The sequence below is a fragment of the Streptomyces sp. NPDC048462 genome (assembly GCF_043200175.1).
In the GTDB taxonomy this organism is placed as follows: domain Bacteria; phylum Actinomycetota; class Actinomycetes; order Streptomycetales; family Streptomycetaceae; genus Streptomyces.
Map to the genome: position 1 here is coordinate 40,394 of NZ_JBICXG010000037.1, position 25,672 is coordinate 66,065.

The 25,672-nt window shown below is 71.5% G+C and carries 25 protein-coding genes; 9 read left to right on the forward strand and 16 right to left on the reverse strand.

What is annotated here, in order from left to right:
* Window positions 1-47: 47 nt before the first annotated feature.
* Window positions 48-1,391 carry a UDP-glucose dehydrogenase family protein gene (locus ACGFU6_RS35815; RefSeq protein WP_393616737.1) on the forward strand — a complete coding sequence of 448 codons (1,344 nt, stop codon included), beginning with the start codon at window positions 48-50 and terminating at the stop codon, window positions 1,389-1,391.
* A gap of 31 nt (window positions 1,392-1,422) precedes the next feature.
* Here the strand turns inward: ACGFU6_RS35815 and ACGFU6_RS35820 are convergent, their stop codons facing one another.
* Entirely contained in the window at window positions 1,423-1,935 is a 513-nt protein-coding gene (locus tag ACGFU6_RS35820) for a CGNR zinc finger domain-containing protein (protein WP_393616738.1), read from the reverse strand.
* Between the two features lie 102 nt (window positions 1,936-2,037).
* On the opposite strand from ACGFU6_RS35820, the gene ACGFU6_RS35825 reads away from it, so the two are divergent.
* On the forward strand, window positions 2,038-2,397 hold the full coding sequence (locus ACGFU6_RS35825) for a VOC family protein (RefSeq protein ID WP_393616739.1): 360 nt from the start codon (window positions 2,038-2,040) through the stop codon (window positions 2,395-2,397).
* 199 nt (window positions 2,398-2,596) lie between these two features.
* Here the strand turns inward: ACGFU6_RS35825 and ACGFU6_RS35830 are convergent, their stop codons facing one another.
* From ACGFU6_RS35830 to ACGFU6_RS35840, 3 genes are read right to left on the reverse strand one after another with little or no spacing between them, the layout of a single operon-like run.
* Window positions 2,597-3,796 carry a dipeptidase gene (locus tag ACGFU6_RS35830; RefSeq protein WP_393616740.1) on the reverse strand — a complete coding sequence of 400 codons (1,200 nt, stop codon included), beginning with the start codon at window positions 3,794-3,796 and terminating at the stop codon, window positions 2,597-2,599.
* A gap of 7 nt (window positions 3,797-3,803) precedes the next feature.
* The gene (gene purE / locus ACGFU6_RS35835) at window positions 3,804-4,343 is read right to left on the reverse strand and encodes a 5-(carboxyamino)imidazole ribonucleotide mutase (protein WP_393616741.1); all 540 of its coding nucleotides are present in this window, start codon (window positions 4,341-4,343) and stop codon (window positions 3,804-3,806) included.
* Window positions 4,340-5,479: a 5-(carboxyamino)imidazole ribonucleotide synthase gene (locus tag ACGFU6_RS35840; protein ID WP_393616742.1), complete on the reverse strand. Its 1,140-nt coding sequence runs from the start codon at window positions 5,477-5,479 to the stop codon at window positions 4,340-4,342. The genes purE and ACGFU6_RS35840 overlap by 4 nt, the downstream gene beginning before the upstream one ends.
* 253 nt (window positions 5,480-5,732) lie before the next feature.
* On the opposite strand from ACGFU6_RS35840, the gene ACGFU6_RS35845 reads away from it, so the two are divergent.
* Window positions 5,733-6,407, forward strand: coding sequence for a GtrA family protein (locus tag ACGFU6_RS35845; RefSeq protein ID WP_393616743.1), 675 nt, complete (start codon window positions 5,733-5,735; stop codon window positions 6,405-6,407).
* Window positions 6,408-6,462: 55 nt separating this feature from the next.
* Here the strand turns inward: ACGFU6_RS35845 and ACGFU6_RS35850 are convergent, their stop codons facing one another.
* Window positions 6,463-7,728: an ATP-binding protein gene (locus tag ACGFU6_RS35850; RefSeq protein WP_393616744.1), complete on the reverse strand. Its 1,266-nt coding sequence runs from the start codon at window positions 7,726-7,728 to the stop codon at window positions 6,463-6,465.
* A gap of 15 nt (window positions 7,729-7,743) precedes the next feature.
* Entirely contained in the window at window positions 7,744-8,421 is a 678-nt protein-coding gene (locus ACGFU6_RS35855; RefSeq protein WP_018524728.1) for a response regulator transcription factor, read from the reverse strand.
* Window positions 8,422-8,840: 419 nt separating this feature from the next.
* On the opposite strand from ACGFU6_RS35855, the gene ACGFU6_RS35860 reads away from it, so the two are divergent.
* Complete coding sequence (locus ACGFU6_RS35860) at window positions 8,841-10,337, forward strand: peptide MFS transporter (protein ID WP_393616745.1); 1,497 nt, start codon at window positions 8,841-8,843, stop codon at window positions 10,335-10,337.
* 75 nt (window positions 10,338-10,412) lie between these two features.
* On the opposite strand, the gene ACGFU6_RS35865 is transcribed toward ACGFU6_RS35860, so the two are convergent.
* The 6 genes from ACGFU6_RS35865 to ACGFU6_RS35890 form a co-directional block, all read right to left on the reverse strand.
* Window positions 10,413-11,783 carry a hypothetical protein gene (locus ACGFU6_RS35865; protein ID WP_393616762.1) on the reverse strand — a complete coding sequence of 457 codons (1,371 nt, stop codon included), beginning with the start codon at window positions 11,781-11,783 and terminating at the stop codon, window positions 10,413-10,415.
* A 38-nt stretch (window positions 11,784-11,821) separates the two neighbouring features.
* A complete protein-coding gene (locus tag ACGFU6_RS35870; protein WP_393616746.1) occupies window positions 11,822-12,967 on the reverse strand; it encodes a hypothetical protein in 1,146 nt (381 codons plus the stop codon).
* Window positions 12,964-13,995 carry a hypothetical protein gene (locus tag ACGFU6_RS35875; RefSeq protein WP_393616747.1) on the reverse strand — a complete coding sequence of 344 codons (1,032 nt, stop codon included), beginning with the start codon at window positions 13,993-13,995 and terminating at the stop codon, window positions 12,964-12,966. Before ACGFU6_RS35875 ends, ACGFU6_RS35870 begins: the two co-directional genes overlap by 4 nt.
* Window positions 13,996-14,039: 44 nt before the next feature.
* Window positions 14,040-14,732, reverse strand: coding sequence for a peptidase (locus tag ACGFU6_RS35880; RefSeq protein WP_393616748.1), 693 nt, complete (start codon window positions 14,730-14,732; stop codon window positions 14,040-14,042).
* Between the two features lie 200 nt (window positions 14,733-14,932).
* Complete coding sequence (locus tag ACGFU6_RS35885) at window positions 14,933-15,481, reverse strand: ATP-binding protein (RefSeq protein ID WP_393616749.1); 549 nt, start codon at window positions 15,479-15,481, stop codon at window positions 14,933-14,935.
* 241 nt (window positions 15,482-15,722) lie between these two features.
* The gene (locus ACGFU6_RS35890) at window positions 15,723-16,091 is read right to left on the reverse strand and encodes an STAS domain-containing protein (protein WP_393616750.1); all 369 of its coding nucleotides are present in this window, start codon (window positions 16,089-16,091) and stop codon (window positions 15,723-15,725) included.
* Window positions 16,092-16,374: 283 nt separating this feature from the next.
* Between ACGFU6_RS35890 and ACGFU6_RS35895 the strand changes: the two genes are divergently transcribed.
* Entirely contained in the window at window positions 16,375-17,355 is a 981-nt protein-coding gene (locus ACGFU6_RS35895; RefSeq protein WP_393616763.1) for an RNA polymerase sigma factor SigF, read from the forward strand.
* Between the two features lie 89 nt (window positions 17,356-17,444).
* Here the strand turns inward: ACGFU6_RS35895 and hutI are convergent, their stop codons facing one another.
* From hutI to hutU, 4 genes are read right to left on the reverse strand one after another with little or no spacing between them, the layout of a single operon-like run.
* A complete protein-coding gene (gene hutI / locus ACGFU6_RS35900; RefSeq protein WP_393616751.1) occupies window positions 17,445-18,632 on the reverse strand; it encodes an imidazolonepropionase in 1,188 nt (395 codons plus the stop codon).
* 53 nt (window positions 18,633-18,685) lie between these two features.
* Entirely contained in the window at window positions 18,686-20,152 is a 1,467-nt protein-coding gene (locus ACGFU6_RS35905) for a formimidoylglutamate deiminase (protein ID WP_393616752.1), read from the reverse strand.
* Window positions 20,149-21,405: an allantoate amidohydrolase gene (locus ACGFU6_RS35910; protein WP_393616753.1), complete on the reverse strand. Its 1,257-nt coding sequence runs from the start codon at window positions 21,403-21,405 to the stop codon at window positions 20,149-20,151. Before ACGFU6_RS35910 ends, ACGFU6_RS35905 begins: the two co-directional genes overlap by 4 nt.
* Complete coding sequence (gene hutU / locus ACGFU6_RS35915) at window positions 21,402-23,063, reverse strand: urocanate hydratase (RefSeq protein WP_393616754.1); 1,662 nt, start codon at window positions 23,061-23,063, stop codon at window positions 21,402-21,404. Before hutU ends, ACGFU6_RS35910 begins: the two co-directional genes overlap by 4 nt.
* A gap of 300 nt (window positions 23,064-23,363) precedes the next feature.
* Between hutU and ACGFU6_RS35920 the strand changes: the two genes are divergently transcribed.
* From ACGFU6_RS35920 to ACGFU6_RS35935, 4 genes are all read left to right on the forward strand, one after another.
* A complete protein-coding gene (locus ACGFU6_RS35920) occupies window positions 23,364-23,786 on the forward strand; it encodes a hypothetical protein (protein WP_393616755.1) in 423 nt (140 codons plus the stop codon).
* The gene (locus tag ACGFU6_RS35925) at window positions 23,783-24,580 is read left to right on the forward strand and encodes a transcriptional regulator (RefSeq protein ID WP_393616756.1); all 798 of its coding nucleotides are present in this window, start codon (window positions 23,783-23,785) and stop codon (window positions 24,578-24,580) included. Before ACGFU6_RS35920 ends, ACGFU6_RS35925 begins: the two co-directional genes overlap by 4 nt.
* 38 nt (window positions 24,581-24,618) lie before the next feature.
* Entirely contained in the window at window positions 24,619-25,092 is a 474-nt protein-coding gene (locus ACGFU6_RS35930) for a roadblock/LC7 domain-containing protein (RefSeq protein WP_393616757.1), read from the forward strand.
* A gap of 77 nt (window positions 25,093-25,169) precedes the next feature.
* The gene (locus tag ACGFU6_RS35935) at window positions 25,170-25,544 is read left to right on the forward strand and encodes a hypothetical protein (RefSeq protein ID WP_393616758.1); all 375 of its coding nucleotides are present in this window, start codon (window positions 25,170-25,172) and stop codon (window positions 25,542-25,544) included.
* Window positions 25,545-25,672: the final 128 nt, after the last annotated feature.

The following is a 25,672-nucleotide window of genomic DNA, read 5'->3' on the forward strand; positions in this document are numbered from 1 at the left end:
CTATGCTCGTTCACCGCACGTCTGCCCGCATCTCACAGGAGCACTACATGGCCCTCAGGATCACTGTGATCGGCACCGGCTACCTCGGCGCCACCCACGCCGCGGCCATGGCCGAACTGGGCTTCGAGGTGCTCGGGCTCGACGTCGTGCCCGAGAAGATCGAGATGCTCTCGGCCGGCCGGGTCCCGATGTACGAGCCGGGGCTGGAAGAGATCCTGAAGAAGCATGTCGCCGGCATCGAGGGCGCCAGCGGGCGGCTGCGCTTCACCACCTCGTGGGAAGAGGTGGCGGAATTCGGTGATGTGCACTTCGTCTGCGTGAACACCCCGCAGAAGCACGGCGAGTACGCCTGCGACATGAGCTACGTGGACAGCGCCTTCGAATCGCTCGCACCGCTTCTGACCAGGCCGGCCCTGGTCGTCGGCAAGTCCACGGTGCCGGTCGGCTCCGCCGCCCGGCTCGCCGCGCGGCTCACCGAGCTCGCGCCCGCGGGCGACGGCGCCGAGCTGGCGTGGAACCCGGAGTTCCTCCGCGAGGGCTTCGCCGTCAAGGACACCCTGCACCCGGACCGGATCGTCGTCGGCGTGGAGAGCGAGCGGGCCGAGAAGCTGCTGCGCGAGGTCTACGCCGGGCCGGTCTCGGAGGGGTCCCCGTTCGTGGTGACGGACTTCCCGACCGCCGAACTGGTGAAGACCTCGGCCAACTCCTTCCTGGCCACCAAGATCTCCTTCATCAACGCCATGGCGGAGGTCTGCGAGGCCGCCGACGGTGACGTCGTCAAGCTGGCCGAGGCGATCGGCCACGACGAGCGGATCGGGAAGAAGTTCCTGCGCGCGGGCATCGGCTTCGGTGGCGGCTGCCTGCCCAAGGACATCCGCGCCTTCATGGCGCGCGCCGGTGAGCTGGGCGCCGACCAGGCGCTGACGTTCCTGCGCGAGGTCGACTCCATCAACATGCGGCGCCGCGGCCACATGGTGGAGCTGGCCAGGGAGGCCGTCGGCGGCGACTCGTTCCTCGGCAAGCGGGTGGGCGTCCTGGGCGCCACCTTCAAGCCCGACTCGGACGACGTACGCGATTCGCCCGCACTGAACGTCGCCGGGCAGATCCACCTCCAGGGCGGCCAGGTCACCGTCTTCGACCCCAAGGGCATGGACAACGCCCGCCGCCTCTTCCCCACGCTCGGTTACGCGGACAGCGCCCTGGACGCGGTGCGCGGCGCGGATGTGGTGCTGCACCTGACGGAGTGGAGCGAGTTCCGCGAGCTGGACCCGGCGGCGCTGGGCGAGGCCGCGGGCCGCAAGCTCATCCTGGACGGGCGCAACGCGCTGGACCCGGTGGTGTGGCGCGAGGCCGGGTGGACGTTCCGGGCGATGGGACGCCCGAAGGCCTAGGGGCGGAGGCTGCTCCCCCGCCCGTCGCGCTTCAGCCGCGCTTCGCGCGGTACGTGCGCATCTTCGCGCGGGCGCCGCACACCGACATCGAGCACCAGCGGCGCCGCCCCGCCGGGCTGCGGTCGTAATAGGCCCAGCGGCAGTCCGCCGCCTCGCACACCTTGAGCCGGTCCCAGGTCCCGTCCGCCGATGCGGCGGCGATGGCCGTCGCGACCCGGGCGGTCAGTCCGGGCGGCTCCTCCACCGCGCGCAGCACCGCCGCGCCCTCCTCGTCCACGCGGACCCGCAGCGGCGCGTCGGCCAGCAGCCGGTCCAGCAGGGACACCGAGTCCTCCTCGGGCGGGCGGTGGCCCGCGTGGGCCAGGCAGACGGCACGCAGGGCCTCACGGAGCGCGCGGGCCGCCGGGACGTCCGGCTCGGCGAGGTCCAGAGCGGCGCGTCCGTCGGCCGTGTCGAGGGTGTCCGCGCCGGTCTCCACGTCCAGGGTGTTGACCAGGACTTCGATCAGCGCGAGTCCGCCGGGCGCGGAATCCCTCTCATTCATGGTTGCGACGTTACCTCCATTGGGGGAGCATGCAGTAACGGTTACTGGTTGAGCGTCTTAACCAGTAACTCCCTGTCCGCATCTGCCCGAGGAGGAAGCGTCATGGCTGTTGCCGTACTGGGTGCCGTCGTTCTGGACTGCCCCGATCCCGTCGCCCTGGCCGGTTTCTACGCCGGACTGCTCGGCGGAAAGATCGAGGAGCACGGGGACTGGGTGGAACTCACCGGAGGAACCGGCACTCCGCTCGCCTTCCAGGCCGCGCCCGGCTTCGTCCCGCCGAAGTGGCCGCGTCCGGAGGCTTCGCAGCAGTTCCATCTGGATCTGACCGTGCCGGATCTGGACGCGGCCGAGCGGGAGGTGCTGGCGCTGGGTGCGACGGTGCTCGAAGCGGATGACCGGGAGCGGACCTTCCGGGTGTACGCCGATCCCGCAGGTCACCCGTTCTGTCTCTGCGCCTGCTAGTGCCGCGGCAGCCAAGGTCCGCCCCGTCGCGACGCCCGGCACGCACTCTCGCCGCACCGGCCGAAAACCCAAGTACATCCAGTACAAGGGCTTCCGGCCGGCACGCCGAGAGCACGCACCTGACGCCGCTCCTTGACGGGCAAACCCTGACTGACGCGGCACTGGAGAGACGCGAGGCGCCGGGCGCCCCGGTCCCGGCTCAGGCCGTCGGGTCCGGGGCGTCCAGCTGTTCGATCGTGGCGTGGGACGGGCCCCGGCGGGCGGACAGCTCGCGCGAGACGTCCTCGGCCGCGCGCAGCACCCGCACCGCGTTCTGCCAGGTGAGCCTGGCCAGGTCGGCGGCGGACCAGCCTCGGCCGAGCAGCTCCGCGATCAGGTTCGGGTAGCCCGCGACGTCCTGAAGGCCCTGCGGGAGGAACGCGGTGCCGTCGTAGTCGCCGCCGATGCCGATGTGGTCGATCCCGGCGACCTCGCGCATGTGGTCGAGGTGGTCCGCGATCGTGGCCACGGTCGCCATCGGGCGGGGGTTCGCCGCCTCGAACACGGCGTGGACCTTCATGCCCCGCTCGGTGGTGTCCAGGTGGTGCAGGCCCTGGGCGCGCATGTTCTCGTCGGCGGACTTCGTCCAGGCGACGGCCTCCGGCAGGACGAACTTCGGCACGAAGGTCGCCATGGCGATGCCGCCGTTGGCCGGGAGCTGGGCGAGGACGTCGTCGGGGATGTTGCGCGGGTGGTCGCAGATCGCCCGCGCCGAGGAGTGCGAGAACATCACCGGCGCGGTGGACGTGCGCAGGGCGTCGCGCATCGTCGTGGCCGCCACGTGCGAGAGGTCGACCAGCATCCCGGTGCGGTTCATCTCCCGTACGACCTCGTGGCCGAACGGGGAGAGCCCGCCGACGCCCGGCTCGTCGGTCGCGGAGTCCGCCCAGGCGATGTTGTCGTTGTGGGTCAGCGTCATGTAGCGGACGCCGAGGGTGTGCAGGGCGCGCAGGGTGCCCAGCGAGTTGTTGATGGAGTGGCCGCCCTCGGCGCCCATCAGGGAGGCGATGCGGCCCTCGGCGCGGGCCGCCTCCATGTCGTCGGCGGTCAGCGCGCGGCGCAGGTCGCCGGGGTGGCGGGCCAGCAGCTCGGCGACCGCGTCGATCTGTTCCAGGGTGGCGCTGACGGCGTCCTCGCCCGCCATGTCCGACCGTACGTAGACGGACCAGAACTGGGCTCCGACGCCGCCCGCACGCAGCCTGGGGATGTCGGTGTGCAGATGGGCCGACTGGTCGGTGGCGATGTCGCGGGCGTCCAGGTCGTAGTTGACCTGTTCGCGCAGCGCCCACGGCAGGTCGTTGTGGCCGTCCACGACGGGGTGCTCCGCGAGGAGTTCCCGGGCCCGCTCCAGCTGGTCCATCACTGCCCTACTTTCCGAAGCCGAAGGAATCGGCGCCCTGCACCTTGGTACGCAGCCGCTTGCCCTTCTCGGTGGCCTGGTCGTTCAGGTCCGAGAGGAACTCCGTCATGCGGGTCCGCAGCTCCGCGTCCTGGGCCGCGAGGATGCGGACGGCCAGCAGGCCGGCGTTGCGCGCCCCCGCGATGGAGACGGTGGCGACCGGGATGCCGGCGGGCATCTGCACGATGGACATGAGGCTGTCCATGCCGTCCAGGTACTTCAGCGGCACCGGTACGCCGATGACCGGCAGCGGGGTGACCGAGGCGAGCATGCCGGGCAGGTGGGCCGCGCCGCCCGCACCCGCGATGACCGCCCGCAGGCCGCGGCCCGCCGCGTTCTCGCCGTACGCGATCATCTCGCGCGGCATGCGGTGGGCGGAGACGACGTCGACCTCGTAGGGGATCTCGAACTCGTCGAGTGCCTTGGCCGCCGCTTCCATGACGGGCCAGTCGGAGTCGGAGCCCATGACGATGCCGACGACCGGTGCGGCGGAGGCGGGGGAAGTCATTCGGTGATCGTTCCTCGCAGGTAGTCGGCCGCGTGACGGGCGCGCTCGCGCACGTCCGCCAGATCGTCGCCGTAGGTGTTGACGTGGCCGACCTTGCGGCCGGGCTTCACGTCCTTTCCGTACATGTGGATCTTGAGCTGCGGGTCGCGGGCCATGCAGTGCAGGTACGCCTGGTACATGTCCGGGTAATCGCCGCCCAGGACGTTGCTCATGACCGTCCAGGCCGCGCGCGGGCGCGGGTCTCCGAGCGGGAGGTCCAGGACGGCCCGTACGTGGTTGGCGAACTGCGAGGTGATCGCGCCGTCCTGCGTCCAGTGCCCGGAGTTGTGCGGGCGCATCGCCAGCTCGTTGACGAGGATGTGCCCGTCGCGGGTCTCGAAGAGTTCGACGGCGAGGTGCCCGACCACGCCCAGCTCGGCCGCGATCCGCAGCGCGAGCTGCTGGGCCTCGCCGGCGAGCCGCTCGTCCAGCTCGGGGGCCGGGGCGATCACCGTGTCGCAGACGCCGTCCACCTGGATGGACTCGACGACCGGGTAGGCGACGGCCTGGCCGTGCGGCGAGCGGACGATGTTGGCCGCCAGCTCCCGTACGAAGTCGACCTTCTCCTCCGCGAGGACCGGGACACCGGCCCGGAAGGGGTCGGCGGCGTCCGCCTCGGAGCGGACCACCCAGACGCCCTTGCCGTCGTAGCCGCCGCGCACGGTCTTGAGGATGACGGGGAAGCCTCCGACCTCGTGCGCGAAGGCCGCGGCGTCGGCCGGGTCCTCCACGATGCGGTGGCGGGGGCAGGGCGCGCCGATCTCGGTGAGCCTGGCGCGCATCACCCCCTTGTCCTGGGCGTGCACCAGCGCGTCGGGGCCGGGGCGCACGGGGATACCGTCCGCCTCCAGGGCCCGCAGGTGCTCGGTCGGCACGTGTTCGTGATCGAAGGTGATCACGTCACAGCCGCGCGCGAAGGCGCGCAGCGTGTCCAGGTCGCGATAGTCGCCCACGACGACTTCATTCACGACCTGCGCCGCCGAGTCCTGAGCGGTGTCGCTGAGGAGCTTGAACTTGATGCCGAGGGGGATGCCCGCCTCGTGGGTCATACGGGCGAGCTGACCGCCACCGACCATGCCGACTACCGGGAACGTCACTCCTCCAGGGTATCCGCCCGCCCAGGAGTCGCCGTACGGGCGTCACGGCCTCGCCACACCCGTACCGGTACTCCTGGGCGGGCGGTCGGCGGGCTGGTTAGCATGGCGGGGTTGACGGAACCTGAAGACGAACCGACAGACGGGCTGAGCAATCACCATGAGTGAACGGGGCGCACCAGGTCCTGTCTGGAGTTCCAGCGCGGGAGAAGGAGCGGAGTCCGGTGCCGTCGGATCCAAGGCGGAGGAGGGAGTGATGGCGGGTGGGGCCTCCCCTGCTCGAGCGAAGCCGAGAGCTCGGGGAACATCGCGACTGACGACAACGCCGGAGGCGGCGGTACCGGACTCCGCGACGCCGCGGGGGAACTCCAGACAGGGCCTGCGGGTCCGGCTGGATCTGCTGGGCCGGGAGATCGCCAAGTTCGGCGCGGTCGGCGCGGTCGGTCTGGTCGTCAATATCGCCGTATCCAACCTGCTGTGGCGCTACACGGACATCCCGACCGTGCGGGCAGGTCTGCTCGCCACGTTCGTCGCCATCCTGTGCAACTACGTCGGCTTCCGCTACTGGACCTACCGGGACCGCGACAAGAGCGGACGGACCCGCGAGCTGACGCTGTTCCTGCTGTTCAGCGCGGTGGGTGCGGTCATCGAGATGGGTGTGCTGTACGCGGCGACGTACGGGTTCGGCTGGGACACCCCGGTGCAGAGCAACGTCTTCAAGATCCTCGGGATCGGGATCGCGACGCTGTTCCGCTTCTGGTCGTACCGGAGCTGGGTGTTCAAGGCGCTGCCTGACAAAGAGCCCGTACTGAGCGAAGCGGGGGCGGCGGGGACGGCTGCGGTATCCGTGCCCGCCCCCGCCGTGCCCGCGGCCGCGCCCGTCGTGCCCGCGCCCGCCGTCCGGATCGAGGCGGACACGGCTCAGCGGTAGCCCCGGACGCGTCCGGGGCTGACGCTCTGTCCTCGATCGCCGGACGTGCTCGACCTCATCGCACCGGGCGTTCCGGTTCTCTTCTGTTCAGGGCGACCCGGCTGAGGAACAGGGCGAAGACCGGAGGCTGCTGCTGGAGCAGTTCGAGGCGGCCGCCGTCCGCCTCCGCCAGGTCGCGGGCGACCGCGAGGCCGATCCCCGTGGAGTTGCGGCCGCTGATGGTCCGCTCGAAGATCCGGGCACCCAGGTCCGCGGGGACACCGGAGCCCTCGTCCGTCACTTCGATGACCGCCTGGTTGCCGGTGACCCGGGTACGCAGGGCGACCGTGCCGCCACCGTGCATCAGCGAGTTCTCGATCAGCGCGGCCAGCACCTGCGCGACCGCTCCCGGGGTGCCGACGGCCCGCAGCCCCTGCTTGCCGGAGCGGACGATCGCGCGGCCCTCGCCCCGGTAGGCCGGGCGCCACTCCTCGATCTGCTGCTTGACCACCTCGTCGAGGTCGAAGACGACCGCCGAGCCGGTCCTCGGGTCGCGGGCGTTGGTCAGCAGCCGCTGGACCACGTCCGTGAGGCGCTCGACCTGGGTGAGGGCGATGTTCGCCTCCTCCTTGACCGTCTCCGGGTCGTCGGTGACCGAGATCTCCTCGATCCGCATGGAGAGCGCGGTCAGCGGCGTACGGAGCTGGTGCGAGGCGTCGGCGGCGAGCCGGCGCTCCGCGGTCAGCATCCGGGCGATCCGTTCGGCGGAGGAGTCGAGCACGTCGGCGACCCGGTCCAGCTCCGGCACCCCGTACCGCTTGTGGCGCGGGCGCGGGTCTCCCGAGCCGAGGCGCTCCGCGGTCTCGGCCAGGTCGGTGAGCGGCGAGGTGAGCTTGTTGGCCTGGCGCACGGCCAGCAGGACGGCGGAGACGATGGCGAGGAGCGCCACCGCGCCGATGATCATCAGGGTGCGGCCGACCTCGCGGGTGACGGCGGAGCGGGACTCCTCGATGGTGACCTTCTCGCCGTGCTCCCCCACCTCGGTGGCGCTGATCACACTGCCGCTCGGGCGCTCGCCCACCTCGATGGGTTCGCGACCGACCATCTTGACCAGGGCGTAGCGCTTGTCGTCGACCTGTTCGGCCAGCACCCCGGGGTTGATCCGCTCGGAGCCCAGGAGCCGGCTCTCGATGACGCTGATCACGCGCAGCGCCTCGGAGTCGACGCTCTCCTGGGCGCTGCTGCTGATGGTGCGGGCCTCGACGATGACGAGGGAGACGCCGAAGACGGCGATCACCACGAGCACCACGGCGAGGGTGGAGTTGATCAGTCTTCGGCGCATGAGTGTTTCTGTACGTCAGCTCTTCTCGAAGCGGAAGCCGACGCCCCGGACGGTGGCGATGTAGCGCGGATTGGCGGCGTCGTCCCCGAGCTTCTTGCGGAGCCAGGAGATGTGCATGTCGAGGGTCTTGGTCGAGGACCACCAGGTGGTGTCCCAGACCTCGCGCATCAGCTGGTCGCGGGTGACGACCCGGCCCGCGTCACGGACCAGGACCCGCAGCAGGTCGAACTCCTTGGCGGTGAGCTGGAGTTCCTCGTCGCCCATCCAGGCGCGGTGCGACTCGACGTCGATCCTGACGCCGTGGGTGGCGGGCTGCGGGGCGGGCTCGGTGGCGCCCCGGCGCAGCAGCGCCCGGACCCGGGCCAGGAGTTCGGCGAGGCGGAAGGGCTTGGTGACGTAGTCGTCGGCGCCGGCGTCGAGGCCGACGACCGTGTCGACCTCGTCGGCGCGGGCGGTCAGCACCAGCACCGGCACGGTGTGGCCCTCGGCACGGAGCCTGCGGGCGACTTCGAGGCCGTCCATCCCGGGCAGCCCCAGGTCGAGTACGACCAGGTCGATGCCGCCCTGGAGGCCGGCGTCGAGAGCGGTCGGACCGTCTTCGCGGACCTCGACCTCGTAACCCTCCCGACGCAGGGCGCGGGCCAATGGCTCCGAGATGGATGCGTCGTCCTCGGCGAGCAGTACACGGGTCATGGAGTGATGGTAGTCCGCGGAGCGGACAAGGAGTGAGGTGATCCAAAAGCCCTGCGGGTCTGCGCCCCGTTCAGGTCCAGACCTTCGAATGTGGGAGTGTGGTTGCACTCCTACCTGTGATCCATGTCTCAAGTCCTTTCATATCGGCTTCTGTCGTGTCGTATGGTGTCTCAACGCCTGTTGCACTACTCAAAGACCTTTGGGCAGCTATTAGCGCCCAGGGTCTCTTTTGTGTGCGGGGCTGGTACCCGCCAGCCCGGAAGTCCAGTGAATGACCTGTGGGCCGGGCCCGGAACGCCAACGAAGGCACCGGGCGTGGATCCCGACGTGGTGGGCGTACCCGCGTCGGTGCCGGCCTCCCCCCACCGGGCGCGTACCGCTTCACGAGGCGCCGCGTCCCGAGCAAGCAAGGATCGACCATGGCGTCCAGCCTGACGAAGGACCCTGCCAGCCCCCCTGGCGTAGAGAAGACCTTCCTCGGCCACCCCCGGGGCCTGGCCACGCTCTTCATGACCGAGATGTGGGAGCGCTACAGCTTCTACGGCATGAAGGCACTGCTCCCGCTGTACCTGATCGCGCCCGGCGGCATGCACATGAGTGCCACCACGGCGACGGCGATCTACTCCGTCTACATGGCGATGGTCTACCTGCTCGCCATGCCCGGCGGCTGGATGGCCGACCGCTTCTGGGGGCCGCGCAAGACGGTCGCCATCGGTGGCGGCGTGGTCATCCTGGGTCACATCACGCTCGCCGTACCCAACTCCGCGACCTTCTTCGCGGGACTCGTGCTCGTCGCGCTCGGCTCCGGTCTGCTGAAGGCCAACATCTCCACGATGGTCGGCCACCTCTACGACGGCCCGGAGGACCCGCGCCGTGACGGTGGCTTCACGCTCTTCTACATCGGGATCAACCTCGGCGCCTTCCTCGCCCCGCTGACCATCGGCACCGTCGGGGAGAACGTCAACTGGCACTTCGGCTTCGCGCTCGCCGCGATCGGCATGGCGCTGGGCCTCGCCCAGTTCATGCTCGGCACCCGCACCCTGAGCCCGGAGAGCGACGTCGTCTCCACTCCGGCGACGGAGCAGGAGAAGCGCTCGGTTCTGCGCAAGGGCCTGATCTGGCTGATCGTCGCGGTGGTCTTCTACGGCCTGCTCGGCATGACCGGCAACTTCGCCGACTGGGCACTGCTGCCGATCACCATCGCCGGGCTGATCATCCCGGTCGCTGTCCTGGTACGGATGAAGCGCGACAAGGAGCTGACGAACACCGAGCAGTCCAAGCTGTCGGGCTACATCTGGTTCTTCGTGGTCGCCGCCGTCTTCTGGATGATCTACGACCAGAACGGATCGACCCTGTCGATCTTCGGCGAGAACTCGACGACGAACAGCCTGTTCGGGTTCGACTTCCCCACGTCCTGGTACCAGTCGCTGAACCCGGTCTTCATCATGGCGATCGCCCCGGTGGTCGCCTCGGGCTGGCTGTGGCTGAACAGGCGGGGCAAGGAGCCGAGCACCGCCGTCAAGTTCGCGTCCAGCCTCGTGCTGATCGGCATCTCCTTCGTCGTCTTCATGATCCCGCTGATCGACACCGCCGCCAACGGCGGCCGGGTCAGCCCGATGTGGCTGGTGGCGATCTACTTCATCCAGACCGTCGCGGAGCTCTGCCTCTCGCCGGTCGGCCTGTCGGTCACCACGAAGATGGCTCCGGCGAAGTACAGCTCCCAGATGATGGGCGTCTGGTTCCTCGCCGTCACCGCGGGCGACTCGGTGACCGGTCTGCTCACCTCCCCGCAACTGGGTGTCGACCTGAACACCACCGGGGCCGTCGCCTTCGAGGCGGTCCTCGCGGTCATCGCCGGTGTCGGCATCTGGATGTACCGCAGGAAGGTCACGCAGCACATGGGCGACGCGAACTGACCTCGCCGCTCCACAGGGCAGGGGCCGCCGCGCCGATTCCACGGTGCGGCGGCCCCTGCCTATGTCGGCCTCAGCTCACCGGCCGGAGCGCAGCCTGCGCCACGGGGTGAACGTGAACACCGCGCCGCCCAGCAGGATCGCCGTACCGGCGACCAGGCCGAGTGCGCGCAGGGCGCCGTTGTCCTCGGCACCGGTGGCCGCGAGGCCGCCGCCGGAGGCCGTACCGCCGCCCGCCGCGGCGGCGGCTCCGCCGGAGCCCGTGGTGTCGCCGCCGCCGGAGGCACCGCCCTGCTGGGCGGTGGTGTCGAGTTCGAGCGACGCCTTGGTGGCGCCCTTGACCGTGCACGGAATGTTGATCTTCGAGGCGCCGAGCGTGACGTCGATCGTCAGGGTGCCCGGGGTGAGGGTCGACTTGCCGGAGGCACCCGGCTTGTAGGTACCGGACATGTCGGGCAGGTCGACCGGCTTGCCCGTCTTCAGGGGGGCGGGGTTGCCCGGCCCGGTGACCTTCACGGAGCCCTTGTCGGCGCCGCCGATGACGATCTGCATCGACGGCTTGAGCGCACCGGCCGGCAGGTCCGCGGGGCTGTTCATGACGCCCTTGGCGGTCTTGACCGTGAGCCCGTAGCCGCCACCGCTCTTCTTCGCGTTGATCGTCACCTTGCCCGCGATGTCGGGCGGCCCCGGCGACTTGCAGGTGAAGTTGACGGCGACCTCCTTGCCCGGGAAGTCGGTGGCCCCGCCGGTCCCGCCGGAACCCGAGGTGGCGCCGCCGGCGTCCGAGCCGCCGGTGTCGGTGCCGCCCGTGTCCGTACCACCGGCGTCCGTGCCGCCGTCGGTCGTGCCACCGGCGTCGGTGCCGCCGTCGGTGGTGCCACCGGTGTCCGTGCCGCCGTCGGTGGTGCCACCGGTGTCCGTGCCGCCGTCGGTGGTGCCACCGCCGCCGTCCGTGACCTTGATCGTCGCGCCCGGCTTCACCGTCTCCTTGGGGGTGCACTTGGTGTCGGTGGAGATCGGCTTGGAGACGTTGATGTTGTACGCGTCCGGCGTCAGCGTCAGGTCACCCGCCTTCTCCAGCTTCAGCGAGCCCTTCATGTCCGAAAGGATCATCGCGGAGTTCTTGGGGATCGCCGGATTCTGCCTCGGTCCCTCCATCTTCAGATCGCCGGTGGCGGCGCCGCCCAGCTTGATCGTGCCGGTCGGCTGGACCGTGTCCTTGTCCAGGTCGAGGACATCGGGGTTCTTGGAGGCGGCCGCGACCGTCTTCCACACCACCTCGACGGTGTCCCCGACCTTCGCCTCGGCGGGTGCGGTCAGCTGGACCTGTGTGGTGCCCTCCACCGGCGGCAGTCCGGAGATGGCCGGCGGGATGCACTCCGTCTTGTACGAGATGTCGGCGGCCTGGGCAGGGCTCGCGGCCAGCAGCATGCCCGCCCCGCCGATCATCATCGCGACTCCCGCCGCGACCGTCCTGCGTTGCGTACTCACGAATGTCCCTTCGTCGTCGGTCTGTGCTCTGACGGTGCGGAATCAGGGGTGAACCACGGCAGCGCGGCCGTGGTGGAGCCCGCGCCCGCCGAGGGCGCGGGGCCCTCGGACGGTGCGGGTGTCCGCCGCAGCCGCGGCAGCCGGGCCGTCACATCGGCCAACCGGTCCGGGCGCCGGCGCGGCCGGGCCGCCGCGTGCGCGGAGCGCGGACGTACCTTGTCGACGACCGCCATGCCGATGCGGAACACGGCGGCGGGGACGACGAGGCAGAGCAGGATCCAGAAGAGCGTCACGCCCCAGGGCCGGCCGACCCCCCACGGCTGTTCGGCCAGCACCTTGGTGCCGTACTTCAGCGAGACCTGGTAGTCGCCGTGGGCACCGGCGGTCAGCTCGACGGGCAGTTCGATCCGCGCCTTGCGGCCGGGCTCGACGGTGCCGCGCCACTGCCGCTCCTCCCACTGCGGGGCGTAGACGCCGTGCGCGGTGCCGACCTGGAAGACCGGGTCCTTGACCGCGGCGGAGCCCAGATTGCCGACGGTGAGGACGAGGCGGCGGGACGGCGGGGCACCGAACCAGGTGAGGATCCCGCTGTCGCCCTCCAGCCGGGTGGTGGCGAGGACGGCGAGCTTCCCGTTCCCGTCCTCCTTGGGCAGTGCGGCGACGGGGTGTCCGGCGACGACGAACACCGCGTCGGCCACGGACTGGTCCCCGGTGACGGTGGCGACGTGCACCACGCAGGGGCACGGCACGGGCGGCTCCGCGACCGGCAGCTTCTTGCTGAACGCGCCCTTGGAGTCGGTGGTGACGGCCCGGCCGTCGGCGTTGGCGCAGGAGTTGGTGCCGCCGATCACTCCGCGCGCGGGGCTGGACTGCCCGCAGACCAGCATCATCAGCAGGGTGTCCGCCCGCCAGCCGGTGCCCTTGACGGTGATCTCACCGCCCTTGCCCGCCTGCTTCCCGGAGAGCGTGACCGCCGGTTTCGGGTCGGCCGCGCTGCGGCCGGCGGCGTGGGCGCCGGCCGCGGTCAGCAGCAGGGCGGGCAGTATCGCGGCCAGCAGTGCGGCGAGCAGGGCCGCGGGCAGCGGGGCCGCCCGCCCGCGGCCGTCGCTGCGCAGTGCCGCCGGTCCGGTCCTTCCAGTCACGATTGCGCTCCCGCCTTCACCAAGTGCCTCTCGTCGGAGTGCTGTTGCAGGTCAGGGGACGAGGCGGCCCCGTCGTCGGGCCCGTCGCGCCGTGCCGCCCGCCGCCGGTAGGCGTACGCGGCCGCTGCGGCCCCGGCCAGGAGCAGCAGCGCGCCCCCGGTGACCGGCACCCACGGGACGAAGAGCGCCGGGGCCGTCGCCTCGTCGTGCGCGCCGCCCGCCGCGCTCACGCGCAGCCGGACGGTGGCTGAGTCGAGAGCGGGGGTGTCCCGCCACGGTTCGGTGAGCCGGGCCCGCTGGCCGGGCAGCAGCTCGACGGGCAGCGTGCGGGCGTCGCGCCGCAGCAGCGTGCCGAACACCCCGTCGGCGCTGACGGCGAGCCGGGGCGCGAGGACCGCGTTGCCCCGGTTGACCAGCGTGTAGTGGATGGTGCCGCCGGACACCGAGACGTCCTCGACCGTGAGCGCGGCCAGCGTCGGCCCGCCGACCCGCAGCTGGACCCGGACGCCCACCGAGCGGCCGCCGCTCTCGGCGACGATCGCGCCCGGGTGGTCGCCGGGCAGCGCGTCGCCGGGCACCGTGACGGACACGGGCACCTCGGCGCGGGTCCGGCCGGGCACGGTCACCTTGTCGGTGGCCGTCCGCAGCCAGGCCCCGGTACCGGTGGAGCCGTGTGCGCCGCGTACCGCGAAGCCGCCCTTCGCGGTGTTGTACGCGTCGGCGCCGCGCAGCCGTACGGTCAGCGGCTCCGGGCCCGGGTTGGTGACCGAGAGGCGGTCCTGGAGGACGCTGCCGGGCAGGCCCTCCAGGTAGAAGTACGGCCTGCCGCCGTCCCGGCCGGCGCCGTTGGCCGCGGGCTGCGCCGTCCACGCCGGGGCGGCCGGGTGCTCGGTCGCACCGGCCGCACCGGTCGTGGCGGCGGTCCACCACAGGGCGGCGAGCAGCGGTACGGCCAGCGAGCGTGCCAGGCGTCGCCGCGCGGACGGGACTTTCGCGAAGCGGGTGAGGTGACCGGTCAACGGCGGCATGGGCGGCTCCCTGGTGCGTGACGGCGGCTGCGGTTCGCGGGGAGTCAGCCCGTGGCCCGCTGCCCGCGCCTGGTCAGCCAGAGCACTCCGGCGGCGCCGGTCAGCAGCACCGTCCCGCCGAGCGTGCCGAGCGCGACCGCCGAGTCGAGCGGTCCGGTCTTCGGCAGGGAGCTGCCGCCGTCCGGCGTGCTCTGCCCGCCGCCGCCCCCGCCGCCGCCCCCGCTTCCGCCCGCGGCCTTGACGTCGAGGGTGAGCGAGGGACCCGGGTTGTTGGACGGGGTGCAGGTCGTCGTCGTACCGAGGGCCTTGATGGTGAGCACTCCGGCGGTGAAGTCGACCTTGCCGCTCTTCTTCGGGGTGTAGGTGCCCGACAGGTCACTTATCTTGATGGGGCTGTTGGCCGGGATCGCGGCGGAGTTGGCCGCTCCGGCCACCTGGACCTGGCCCGGGTCGGCGCCGCCCACCTTGATCACCGCGCTGGGGTTCATCGCGCCCTTGCCCAGTTCGACCGGGCTGGAGGAGACGCCCTTCTGGAAGGACATGGTGAGCTTGTAGCCGCCGTCGCTCTTGACGCTCTTGATGTCGATGGGCGACACGGCGGCCTTGTCCCCGATCGGGGTCTTGCACTTGTAGTTGACGTCGACGACCGTCGCGTGGGCGGCGGGCGCGGCCATCAGCACCACCGCCCCCGCCAGCCCGGACGCCAGCGCGAGAGCTGTTCGCTTCTGGTACGACACCTCGAATTCCCCTCATGCCGGGAGTCGCCGTGCGCCGCTTCCGCGCGGCCAAATAGCTGACGACACATCAGATTTGGCGCTCAAGGTACGCCCGGGGCCTTGTGGAGGGAAGACAAAGAGCGCGCCGATCCGGCGCGCTCTTCGAGGTGCGTGGGGCCCAGGGGGTGCAGCCCCTGGGCGGACGGGGAGGCCCGCGTCGGCTATGCGGGGGCGGCCAGCTCCGCCCAGACGGTCTTGCCGGGTGCGCCCGGCACCCGTGCGACTCCCCAGTCCAGGCAGAGCCGCTGCACGATGAACATGCCGTGCCCGCCGGGCCGGCCGGCCCGGTGCGGGGTGCGCGGGGCGGGCTGTCCCGCGCCGCCGTCGACAACCTCGACGCGCAGCGCCTTGGGCGTGCAGCCGATACGCAGCTCGTCGGGGCCCTCCGCGTGCAGGCACGCGTTGGTGACCAGCTCGGAGACGACCAGCAGGACGTCCTCCGCGGCCGCCCGGCGGTCGGCGGTCGAGGCGGGCAGCCAGCCCCATTCCTGGAGCGCCGTACGGGCGAAATCGCGGGCCGTCGGCACGATGCCGCTGACCTGCCGCAGGGACAGCGTGCGCCACTGCCGCTCGCCCGGACCGGCCGCGCCTTCGGAGGAAGCGCCGACGCCCTTGTCCGCACGGGAGCCCGTGTCGGCACGCGCACCCTTGCCGGCGCCCTCCGGCTCGCGGCCGAGGTCGCCCGGCGGATGCTGCCGGGTGGTGCTCATCAGCGCTTCACCTCACCGATTCACCATGTCGCCATCGAACAGATACAGATACGAATACACATACGAACTCAGACAGGGACGCCGATACGGCCACCGGACGGACACGGAACGTGCGGTTCGCCGAGATGACTCACCGGGGTGTCTCCTGCCCGGCGGAATCGTGACAACACCCACTTCGGCTACGCGGATCGCGTGACACGAGCAACACGCGGGGCGTACGGGGTGTCGAAACGCACCGCGGTCAGTCTTCCAGGGCCTCTTCGAGGGAGCCGTGAACGGTGAAAACCGCCTCGGCCCCGGTGATCTCGAATACGCGCGCCACCACTGGCAGCATTCCGGCCAAATGGACCCCTCCCCCGGCCGCCTCCGCCTTCAGGCGGGCACCGAGCAGCACGTTCAGCCCGGTGGAATCACAGAAATCGAGTCGCGAACAGTCCACCACCAGGCGCGCGCGCCCTTGCTGGACCGCGCTCTCCAGAGGCTCGCGCAGCAGGTCGGCCGTGTGGTGATCGAGCTCACCCACCGGTGTGACAACCTCACTGCGGCCCACGGTGCGGGCATCGACCTGAAGCCGACCCCGGTTCGCACTGCCGACCGTCCCGCGGTCCATGCCCGTCCCTCTTCACCGATCGTCACTGTCCGCATCAATGTGCATGCAGATGCGTTGCAGCTGTCGCTGACGTTCTTGAAACAGTACGCGTTCCGTGCGCCGCGCGGTAGCCGAAGACCTCAACAAAGCGGACATTTAGCGGTAATTGGAGCTTGTAACGACCCATACGGACCGGGTAAGGGTAGGGGGACACCAAAAACATGGCCGGCTTTGGAGGCGCCGCTTCACCGCAGGAACACGTATGGGCATCGGCAGCCATATGCCGAGAACGATGGAGGAGACCATGTCACCCCGGCTCGACGAACCGCGTACCCACAACGCGACGTCAGCATGTCCTCAGGGACTGACCGAATCAGACTCCCCTGCCGCGGCCGTCCCGGACGGCGCGCGCTCGAGCAGCAGCATCAGCACCAGCACCACCAGCAGTGAGTACGGCGATACCGGGAGCACCACCGGCGGACTCGTGGACCTTCCCGAGATCCCGCCCGCGTCCGAGATGGGCGCGCTGGATGCCAGGGCGCTCTCCAAGACGCTCTTCGGCCGGCTCGAGTCCCTCGAAGAGGGCACCCACGAGTACTCCTACGTACGCAACACGCTCGTCGAGCTGAACATGGCCCTGGTCAAGTTCGCCGCCTCCCGGTTCCGCTCCCGCAGCGAACCGATGGAGGACATCGTCCAGGTCGGCACCATCGGCCTGATCAAGGCGATCGACCGCTTCGAGCTCAGCCGGGGCGTCGAGTTCCCGACCTTCGCGATGCCGACGATCGTCGGTGAGATCAAGCGCTTCTTCCGCGACACCAGCTGGTCCGTGCGCGTGCCGCGCCGCCTGCAGGAGCTGCGGCTCGACCTGGCCAAGGCGGGCGACGAGCTCGCCCAGCAGCTGGACCGAGCGCCCACCGTGGGCGAGCTCGCCGACCGCCTGGGCATCAGCAACGAAGAAGTCGTCGAGGGCATGGCCGCGAGCAACGCGTACACCGCGAGCTCGCTGGACGCCAAGCCCGAGGAGGACGAGAACGACGGCGCGCTGGCCGACCGGATCGGTTACGAGGACCACGGGCTCGAAGGCATCGAGTACGTCGAGTCCCTGAAGCCGCTGATCGCCTCGCTGCCCAGCCGCGACCGGACCATCCTCTCGCTCCGGTTCGTCGCCAACATGACGCAGTCGGAGATCGGCGAGGAGCTCGGCATCTCGCAGATGCACGTCTCGCGGCTGCTCTCCCGCACCCTGGTCAAGCTCCGCAAGGGACTGACCCTGGAGGAATGAGCGGGCACCTCACGGCGCGCCCGTGAGGACTGCCGGACAAAGGACCTGCCCCGGACAAGGGGCAGGTCCTTCCGCGTTGCTGAGCCGTATCAGCCGGCGTGGCGCGGGCCGGTGCGCTCGCCGCGCCGCCAGACCTGGTGCACCAGCGGAACGCCGGGCCGGTAGGCGAGGTGGACGTGGCTGGGCGCGTCCAGGACCACGAGGTCCGCGCGGGCGCCGGGGACGATGCGCCCGATGTCGGTACGCCGCAGGGCCGCGGCACCGCCCGCTGTGGCGGACCAGAGGGCCTCGTCGGGGGTCATGCCCATGTCGCGCACGGCGAGCGCGACGCAGAACGGCATGGACGAGGTGAACGAGGAGCCCGGGTTGCAGTCCGTGGAGAGCGCGACGGTGGCGCCCGCGTCGAGGATGCGGCGCGCGTCGGGCCAGGCGGCGCGGGTGGAGAACTCGGCGCCGGGGAGCAGTGTGGCGACGGTGGCGGACTGGGCCAGGGCGTCGATGTCGGCGTCGGTGAGGTGGGTGCAGTGGTCGGCGGAGGCCGCGTCCAGCTCCACCGCGAGCTGGACGCCGGGTCCGTGGCCGAGCTGGTTGGCGTGGACGCGGGGGTGCAGGCCCTTGGCGCGGCCGGCGGTGAGGACGGCGCGGGCCTGGTCGCCGTCGAAGGCGCCCCGCTCGCAGAAGACGTCGATCCAGCGGGCGTACGGGGCGCAGGCGTCGAGCATCGGGCCGGTGACCAGGTCGACGTAGCCGGCCGGATCCTCCGCGTAGTCCGGGGAGACGATGTGGGCGCCCAGGAAGGTGACCTCGTCGGTGTGGCGGGCCGCGATGCGCAGGGCGCGGGCCTCGTCCTCGACGGTGAGGCCGTAGCCGGACTTGGTCTCGAAGGTCGTGGTGCCCTGGCGCAGCGCCTCGGCGAGGTAGCGGGCGACGTTGGCGTCGAGTTCCTCGTCGGTGGCGGCACGGGTGGCGGCGACGGTGGTGCGGATGCCGCCCGCGCTGTAGGCCCGGCCGGACATCCGGGCGTTGAACTCCTGGGTCCGGTCGCCCGCGAAGAGGAGGTGCGAGTGGGAGTCGACGAAGCCGGGGATCACGGCCCGGCCGGCCGCGTCGACGGCGTTGTCAGTGGCGGGTGCTTTGGTGGATTCACCGGTCCAGAGGACCCGGTCGCCCTCGATGACGACGGCCGCGTCCTGGATCAGTCCGAGGGGGGAACCGTCGCCGAGGGAGGGGTCGTTGGTGACCAGTGCGGAGATGTGGGTGATGGCGGTCGTCGTCATCGGGGGACTGCTCTCCTTGCGTGGGGGCGGCGAGGTGCTGCGCGCCGCGCTGCTCAGTGGTGCAGGGCCGCGACGGCCTTCGCGAGCGCTCCGGGTACGTCGTCGACCAGCGCGTGGTGTCCGTCGCGGACGATGTGCCGACCGGCGACCACCGTATGGCGCACATCGGCCGCGGAGGCGGCGAATACGGCCGTCTCGGCAGCCAGTCTCGGCACCGGCCCCGCTGTTCTGACGGAGTCCAGGGCCACGGTCGCCAGATCTGCGGGCGCACCCGGTTCGAGGATGCCCGCCTCGGGCCTGCCGAGGGCGGCGTGGCCATCGGCGGAGGCGGCCCGCAGCAGCGCGGCCGCGGTCCAGTGGCCGCGGGTCCGGGTGCGCAGCCGTTCGTTGAGCTCCATCGCGCGGGCCTCCTCGAAGAGGTCGATCACGGCGTGGCTGTCGCTGCCGAGCGAGAGCGGGGAGCCGGCCCGCTGGAGGGCGACGGCGGGGCCGATGCCGTCGGCGAGGTCGCGTTCGGTGGTCGGGCACATGCAGGTGCCGGTGGCCGTGGAGCCGATCAGTGCGATGTCCTCGTCGGTGAGGTGGGTGTTGTGCACGCCGGTGGTGCGCGGGCCGAGCACCCCGTGGTCGGCGAGGAGCCGGGTGGGGGTGCGGCCGTGGGCGGCGAGGCAGGCGTCGTTCTCCGCGGTCTGCTCGGAGAGGTGGACGTGGAGGGGCGCCCGCCTCTCCTGGGCCCAGGCCGCGACGGTGGCGAGCTGGTCGGCGGGCACGGCACGCACGGAGTGGACGGCCGCCCCGATCAGGGCGTGCTCGTCGCCCTTGAGGAGGGAGGCGCGCTCGGCCCAGGCGTCGGCGGTGGTGTCGGAGAAGCGCAGTTGGTGCCGGTCCGGCTTCAGGTACTGGGAGGGGCGGCGGCCGAACCCGGCGGCGAGGTAGGCGGTGTCCAGGAGGGTGATCCGGATGCCCGCCTCGCGGGCGGCCTCGATCAGGGCCACTCCCATCGCGTTCGGGTCGCTGTAGGGGGTGCCGCCGGGCGCGTGGTGCAGGTAGTGGAATTCACCGACCGCGGTGATGCCCGCCAGCGCCATTTCGGCGTACACCGCGCGGGCCAGTTCGTAGTACGTGTCGGGGGTGAGCCGGGCCGCGACCTGGTACATGGTCTCGCGCCAGGTCCAGAAGGTGCCGGAGCCGACCTGGACGGTCGAGCGCAGGGCGCGGTGGAAGGCGTGCGAGTGGGTGTTGGCGAGACCGGGCAGGGTGAGCCCGCGCAGCACGGTGGCGCCGGGCGGCGGGGAGTCGACTCCCGTCCGCACCCCGGCGATCAGGCCGTCGGACACCTCCAGGACGACGCCCGGCTCGACGTGCGTGCCGAGCCAGGCGTGCGAGAGCCAGTACGTCGCGGTGACGGGCCGGCCCGTGGGGTCCGGGGCCGGACCGGCCGCGGACTGCGGCGCCGCGGGCTCCGTCGTGGACGGCGGGCCGGGTTCCGTAGTCGGCTGCGTCGTGGACTCCGTCGTCATCGGCACGCGAGACCTTCCAGTACATCGGCGAGTGCGATCACCCCGGCCACGCAGTCGTCCTCGGCGGCGTGCTCGGCCGGCGAGTGCGAGATTCCGGTGGGGTTCCGGACGAACAGCATGGCGGTAGGGGTCGAAGCGGACAAAATACCCGCATCGTGTCCCGCTCCGGTGCCGAGCACGGGGGCGGCGCGGCCGTTGCCCCGGGCGGCGCCCTTCAGGATCGTGCCCAGCTCGTCGCGCAGGGCGTGCTGGAACTCCACCACGGGCGTGAAGGACTCCCGTACGACGTCGAGATCGATTCCGGCCCGTTCGGCGTGTTCCCTGGCGGCCCGTTCGATCCCGGTGACGACGGTGTCCAGGGTGTCCTGGTCGGCGGCCCGGGAGTCGAGCCAGCCGCGCACGAGGGAGGGGATGGCGTTGACGCCGTTCGGCTCGACGGCGATCTTGCCGAAGGTGGCGAGGGCGCCGGCCAGCTCCGCCTCCCGGCGGGCGGCGAGCACCGTCTCGGCGTACGTGAGCATCGGGTCGCGCCGGTCGGCCAGCCGGGTGGTGCCCGCGTGGTTGGCCTCGCCCCGGAAGTCGAACCGCCAGCGGCCGTGCGGCCAGATCGCGGAGGCGATGCCGACGGGGTCACCGGTGAGGTCCAGGGCGCGGCCCTGCTCGACGTGGAGTTCGACGAACGCGCCGATACGGGCGAGCCGTTCGGGGTCGGGGCCGATGGCGTCGGGGTCGTATCCGGCCGCCTCCATGGCCTGCGGGAGTGTGACGCCGTCCCCGTCCCGCAGCCGGTGCGCGGCCTCGACGGTCAGCTGTCCGGCGGCGAGCCGGGAGCCGACACAGGCGAGGCCGAACCGGGCGCCCTCCTCGTCACCGAAGTTGGTGATAGCCAGCGGCCGGGTGAACTCCACACCCCTGTAGCGGAGTTCATCGAGCGCGGCGAAGGAGGAGACGACGCCCAGCGGTCCGTCGAAGGCGCCGCCGTCCGGCACCGAGTCGAGGTGCGAGCCGGTGACGACGGCGTCCCCGGCCAGCGGGTCGCCGAGCCAGGCCCACTGGTTGCCGTTGCGGTCGGTCTCCAGGGCCAGCCCGCGCGCCTCGGCCTGGGCCCGGAACCACGCACGGCAGTCGGTGTCGGCGGCGGTCCAGGCGTATCGGCGGTAGCCGCCGCTGTCCGGGTGCCGTCCGATCGGAGCGAGCTCCCGCCACAGTTCCTGGAAGGACGGGGTGGGCCGCGATCCGCCCGTGGCGCTCACGCCTCGCCCTCCCGCATCGGCACCCGCACGCCCTTGTCCGAGGCGACCGAATCCGCGATGTCGTACCCCGCGTCCACGTGCCGGATGACGCCCATGCCCGGGTCGTTCGTCAGCACCCGCCGGATCTTCTCGCCGGCCAGCTTCGTACCGTCGGCCACCGACACCTGGCCCGCGTGGATGGAGCGCCCCATGCCCACGCCGCCGCCGTGGTGGATGGAGACCCAGGATGCGCCGGACGCCACGTTCACCATCGCGTTCAGCAGCGGCCAGTCCGCGATCGCGTCGGAGCCGTCGAGCATCGCCTCGGTCTCCCGGTACGGGGAGGCCACCGAGCCGCAGTCCAGGTGGTCGCGGCCGATGGCCAGCGGCGCGGCCAGCTCACCGCTGGCCACCATGTCGTTGAACCGCTCGCCGGCCCGGTCCCGCTCGCCGTATCCGAGCCAGCAGATGCGGGCGGGCAGCCCCTGGAACTGGACGCGCTCGCCGGCCATCTTGATCCAGCGGTGCAGCGACTCATTCTCCGGGAAGAGTTCGAGCAGCGCCTTGTCGGTCTTGCGGATGTCGGACGCCTCGCCGGACAGGGCCGCCCAGCGGAACGGCCCCTTGCCCTCGCAGAAGAGCGGCCGGATGTACGCGGGCACGAAGCCCGGGAAGTCGAAGGCCCGCCCGTAGCCCGCGAGCTGGGCCTCGCCGCGGATCGAGTTGCCGTAGTCGAAGACCTCGGCGCCCGCGTCCATGAAGCCGACCATCGCCTCGACGTGCTTCGCCATCGACTCACGGGCGCGCAGGGTGAAGTCGGCGGGCTTCTCGGCGGCGTAGTCGGCCATGTCGTCGAGGTCGACCCCGGCCGGCAGGTAGGCGAGGGGGTCGTGCGCGCTGGTCTGGTCGGTGACGATGTCGACCGGCGCGCCCTCGGCGAGCATCCGGGGCAGCAGCTCCGCGGCGTTGCCGAGCAGGCCGATGGAGAGCGGCTTGCGGGCGTCCCGCGCCTCGACGGCGAGCTGCAGGGCGTGCTCCAGGTTGTCGGCCTTCACGTCCAGGAAGCGGTGCTCGATGCGGCGCTCGATGGCGCGCGGGTCCACGTCGATACAGATCGCGACGCCGTCGTTCATCGTGACGGCGAGCGGCTGGGCGCCGCCCATGCCGCCGAGTCCGGCGGTCAGCGTGATCGTCCCGGCCAGCGTGCCGCCGAACTTCTTGGCGGCGACCGCGGCGAAGGTCTCGTAGGTGCCCTGGAGGATGCCCTGGGTGCCGATGTAGATCCACGATCCGGCGGTCATCTGGCCGTACATGGTGAGCCCGAGCGCCTCCAGGCGGCGGAACTCCTCCCAGTTCGCCCAGTCGCCCACCAGGTTGGAGTTGGCGATGAGCACGCGCGGGGCCCACTCATGGGTCTGCATGACGCCGACCGGCCGCCCGGACTGCACGAGCATCGTCTCGTCCTGCTTGAGCGTCCGCAGCGTGCGCACCATCGCGTCGAACGAGCGCCAGTCGCGGGCCGCCTTGCCCGTGCCGCCGTAGACGACGAGCTTGTCGGGGTGCTCGGCGACCTCGGGGTCCAGGTTGTTCTGCAGCATCCGCAGCGCGGCTTCCTGCTGCCATCCCAGGGCGCTCAGCTCGGTACCGCGCGGTGCCCGTACGGGGCGGGGTCCTGACATGGCAATGCCTCCTCGCGACTGTGAATTTTCTATTCACATATTGATCGGCTGAATAGCTCCAGTCAACAGCGGGACGCGGCCGGTCTTCACGGGCCCCGCCTCCCCGCGCCCGGAGGACCCGGACCCGGCACCCGGAGGACCTGAATCCGGCATCCGGAAGGGCTCCGTCCGGTGTGCGGCGGGGCATTTTCCGCCGGCCACCTGCATGTACCTGTGGAAAATGCCAGAACCTCCACCAGGTCTGAGCACGTTGCGTAACCTCTGGGTCACAGCCGCACGCAGCGTCGGAAGGGAGTCCGCGTGCCCGGAATCGACGAGTGCCTGCTCGATGTGATGAGACTGCCCGGTGCCCGTGGTGCCGCCGTGGTCGACTGGACCAGCGGCCTCGCCCTCGGCACCATCGGTGAATCGCCCAACGGCGATCACGAGGCCACCGCCGCCGAAACGGCCGAGGTGGCCCGGATGGCGGCCGAGCAGCCCGCCTTCGCCTCCGGCGCACCTCGGCCGCCGGCCAAGGCCGACGACACGGGAGTTACGAGTACCGAGTCGCCGGTCGAGGACGTCATCGTCACCACCCGGGCCGGGTACCACATCCTCCGGTTCGTCGAGACGGACTTCGACAGCAGCGTCTTCCTCCACCTGTGGCTCGACCGGGCCGAGGGGAATCTCGCCCTGGCCCGGATACGGCTGGGTGAGATGGCCGAGCGGCTGGTCCTGGCATGACGACCGCCCCCGCGCCCGCCCCCTCCCCCGCCGCCGCGCTCTCGCCGATGCTTCAGCGCCTCGCGGCCGAACGGGCCACCGGCGCCCTGATGCGCGACCGGGGCACCCTCTACCTCGCGGACGGCGAGGTGGTGCACGCCGAGAGCCCGGCCACACCCGGGATCGATGTCCTGCTCACCCGGGGCGGCGCGCTGCACCGCGACGGCTGGTGGGACGCGGTCGCCCAGGCGGGCGCCCACCGGCGGGTGGGCCGCTACCTCGTGGACAGCGGCCGGGTGGCGGGCGGCGCGCTGGAGCTGTGCCATCTGGGGGCGCTGTACGACGCGGCGTTCTTCGCCCTCGCCCCGACCCGGACCCCGGCCCGCTTCCGTTACGGGGTCGCCCACTGGATCGGCCCGGTCCGTCCGGTGCCCGTGCACGCCGTGCAGCGCGAGACGCTCCGGCGCCGGGAGCTGCTGGACCGGATCTGGCCCGAGGCGGCGGGCGACAGCGCCCCGCTGGTACGGACCGGCCTCCCGGTCGACGCCCCCGTGCCGCCGCGCCAGCAGCGGGTGCTGGAGCAGGTGGACGGGGTGCGCACCGCGACGGACATCGCCCAGGAGCTGGGCCGGTCGGCGTTCCACACGCTGGTGGACCTGCGCCGGCTGGCCGCCTCCGGGCTGGTGGAGGCGGCCGGCCCGCAGCCGATGGGTCCGGCCGCCTCCGCGAGCCCCCGGATCGAGCTGCCCGAGGTCACGGCCGACCCGGACATCGCCCTGTTGCGCCGGCTCCGAGACGCATTGGAGGCCCTGTGATACGCGCGCTCAGACAGCGTGCCGGGAGGAGACAGCTGATGGTGCCCGAGGCCGAAGTGCGTGACGTCCTGGCCGAACTCCAGCGGCTGCGGGCGCGGGTGCCGCTTCTCGCCGGCGCCCTCGCGGCCAGCACCGACGGTCTGCTTCTCGCCCATGACACCCCGGGGGTGGAGGCCGAGGGCGTCGCCGCACTGACCGCGGCCGCGCTCGGCGTCTCGATCCGGATGACGGAGGCGACCGGCCGGGGCGGCTTCCGGGAACTCCTCGTCCGGGGCGAGACGGGCTACATCGCGGCGTACGCCGCGGGGTCGTCGGCCGTCCTGACCCTGCTGGCCGAGGACCGGATCAACGTCGGCAGGCTCCATCTGGAGGGCCGCCGGGCCGGCGCCAGGATCGGCCGCCTCGTCGACGACGCGCTGGAACGCACCCCTCAGCAGCCCCCTCCCGGCGCGCGCTCACCCGCGCCGCGCCCCCCGCAGCAGCCCGGTCCGCTGCCCCACCGCACGACATGACCCACCCCCCCCCAGCTCTCGCACCCAGGAAACAGAACCGGCCGTCGCGGCCGGTCAGGGAAAGGAAACAAGCACTCATGGCGAACACCGAAGCGTCACTGAAGGAAGCGATGACGTCCATCGAGGGCACCACCGGTGTCGCCCTCGTCGACTACACGAGCGGCATGGCGCTGGGCACCCTCGGCGGCGGCAAGGAATTCAACCTGGAGGTCGCGGCTGCGGGCAACACCGACGTCGTACGGGCCAAGCTGCGCACCATGGAACACCTGGGCATCCAGGACGAGATCGAGGACATCCTGATCACCCTGGGCACCCAGTACCACCTGATCCGGCTGCTCAGGACCCGCGGCAACAACGGCCTGTTCCTCTACCTGGTGCTGGACGCCGCCCGCGCCAACCTGGCCATGGCCCGCCATCAGCTGAAGAAGATCGAGGCGGAGCTGGAGGTCTGAGACCCGGCCGGGCGGCGGGGCCCCGCGCCCCACCGGCGGGTTCTATCGATCCCCGCAACACCCTGGAGTTCAGGGAGTTGCGGGGATCGTGGATTTCGCGGTGTTGAAGGCGCGGTTCTTCGAGGCGT

What these genes read in the sequence shown, in the direction of transcription:
- ACGFU6_RS35815 (WP_393616737.1), top strand. Translation starts at nt 48, where the DNA reads ATGGCCCTCAGGATCACTGTGATCGGCACCGGCTACCTCGGCGCCACC.
- ACGFU6_RS35820 (WP_393616738.1), bottom strand. Translation starts at nt 1,935, where the DNA reads ATGAATGAGAGGGATTCCGCGCCCGGCGGACTCGCGCTGATCGAAGTC.
- ACGFU6_RS35825 (WP_393616739.1), top strand. Translation starts at nt 2,038, where the DNA reads ATGGCTGTTGCCGTACTGGGTGCCGTCGTTCTGGACTGCCCCGATCCC.
- ACGFU6_RS35830 (WP_393616740.1), bottom strand. Translation starts at nt 3,796, where the DNA reads ATGGACCAGCTGGAGCGGGCCCGGGAACTCCTCGCGGAGCACCCCGTC.
- purE (WP_393616741.1), bottom strand. Translation starts at nt 4,343, where the DNA reads ATGACTTCCCCCGCCTCCGCCGCACCGGTCGTCGGCATCGTCATGGGC.
- ACGFU6_RS35845 (WP_393616743.1), top strand. Translation starts at nt 5,733, where the DNA reads ATGGCGGGTGGGGCCTCCCCTGCTCGAGCGAAGCCGAGAGCTCGGGGA.
- ACGFU6_RS35850 (WP_393616744.1), bottom strand. Translation starts at nt 7,728, where the DNA reads ATGCGCCGAAGACTGATCAACTCCACCCTCGCCGTGGTGCTCGTGGTG.
- ACGFU6_RS35855 (WP_018524728.1), bottom strand. Translation starts at nt 8,421, where the DNA reads ATGACCCGTGTACTGCTCGCCGAGGACGACGCATCCATCTCGGAGCCA.
- ACGFU6_RS35860 (WP_393616745.1), top strand. Translation starts at nt 8,841, where the DNA reads ATGGCGTCCAGCCTGACGAAGGACCCTGCCAGCCCCCCTGGCGTAGAG.
- ACGFU6_RS35865 (WP_393616762.1), bottom strand. Translation starts at nt 11,783, where the DNA reads ATGATCGGCGGGGCGGGCATGCTGCTGGCCGCGAGCCCTGCCCAGGCC.
- ACGFU6_RS35875 (WP_393616747.1), bottom strand. Translation starts at nt 13,995, where the DNA reads ATGCCGCCGTTGACCGGTCACCTCACCCGCTTCGCGAAAGTCCCGTCC.
- ACGFU6_RS35885 (WP_393616749.1), bottom strand. Translation starts at nt 15,481, where the DNA reads ATGAGCACCACCCGGCAGCATCCGCCGGGCGACCTCGGCCGCGAGCCG.
- ACGFU6_RS35890 (WP_393616750.1), bottom strand. Translation starts at nt 16,091, where the DNA reads ATGGACCGCGGGACGGTCGGCAGTGCGAACCGGGGTCGGCTTCAGGTC.
- ACGFU6_RS35895 (WP_393616763.1), top strand. Translation starts at nt 16,375, where the DNA reads ATGTCACCCCGGCTCGACGAACCGCGTACCCACAACGCGACGTCAGCA.
- hutI (WP_393616751.1), bottom strand. Translation starts at nt 18,632, where the DNA reads ATGACGACGACCGCCATCACCCACATCTCCGCACTGGTCACCAACGAC.
- ACGFU6_RS35905 (WP_393616752.1), bottom strand. Translation starts at nt 20,152, where the DNA reads ATGACGACGGAGTCCACGACGCAGCCGACTACGGAACCCGGCCCGCCG.
- hutU (WP_393616754.1), bottom strand. Translation starts at nt 23,063, where the DNA reads ATGTCAGGACCCCGCCCCGTACGGGCACCGCGCGGTACCGAGCTGAGC.
- ACGFU6_RS35925 (WP_393616756.1), top strand. Translation starts at nt 23,783, where the DNA reads ATGACGACCGCCCCCGCGCCCGCCCCCTCCCCCGCCGCCGCGCTCTCG.
- ACGFU6_RS35930 (WP_393616757.1), top strand. Translation starts at nt 24,619, where the DNA reads ATGGTGCCCGAGGCCGAAGTGCGTGACGTCCTGGCCGAACTCCAGCGG.
- ACGFU6_RS35935 (WP_393616758.1), top strand. Translation starts at nt 25,170, where the DNA reads ATGGCGAACACCGAAGCGTCACTGAAGGAAGCGATGACGTCCATCGAG.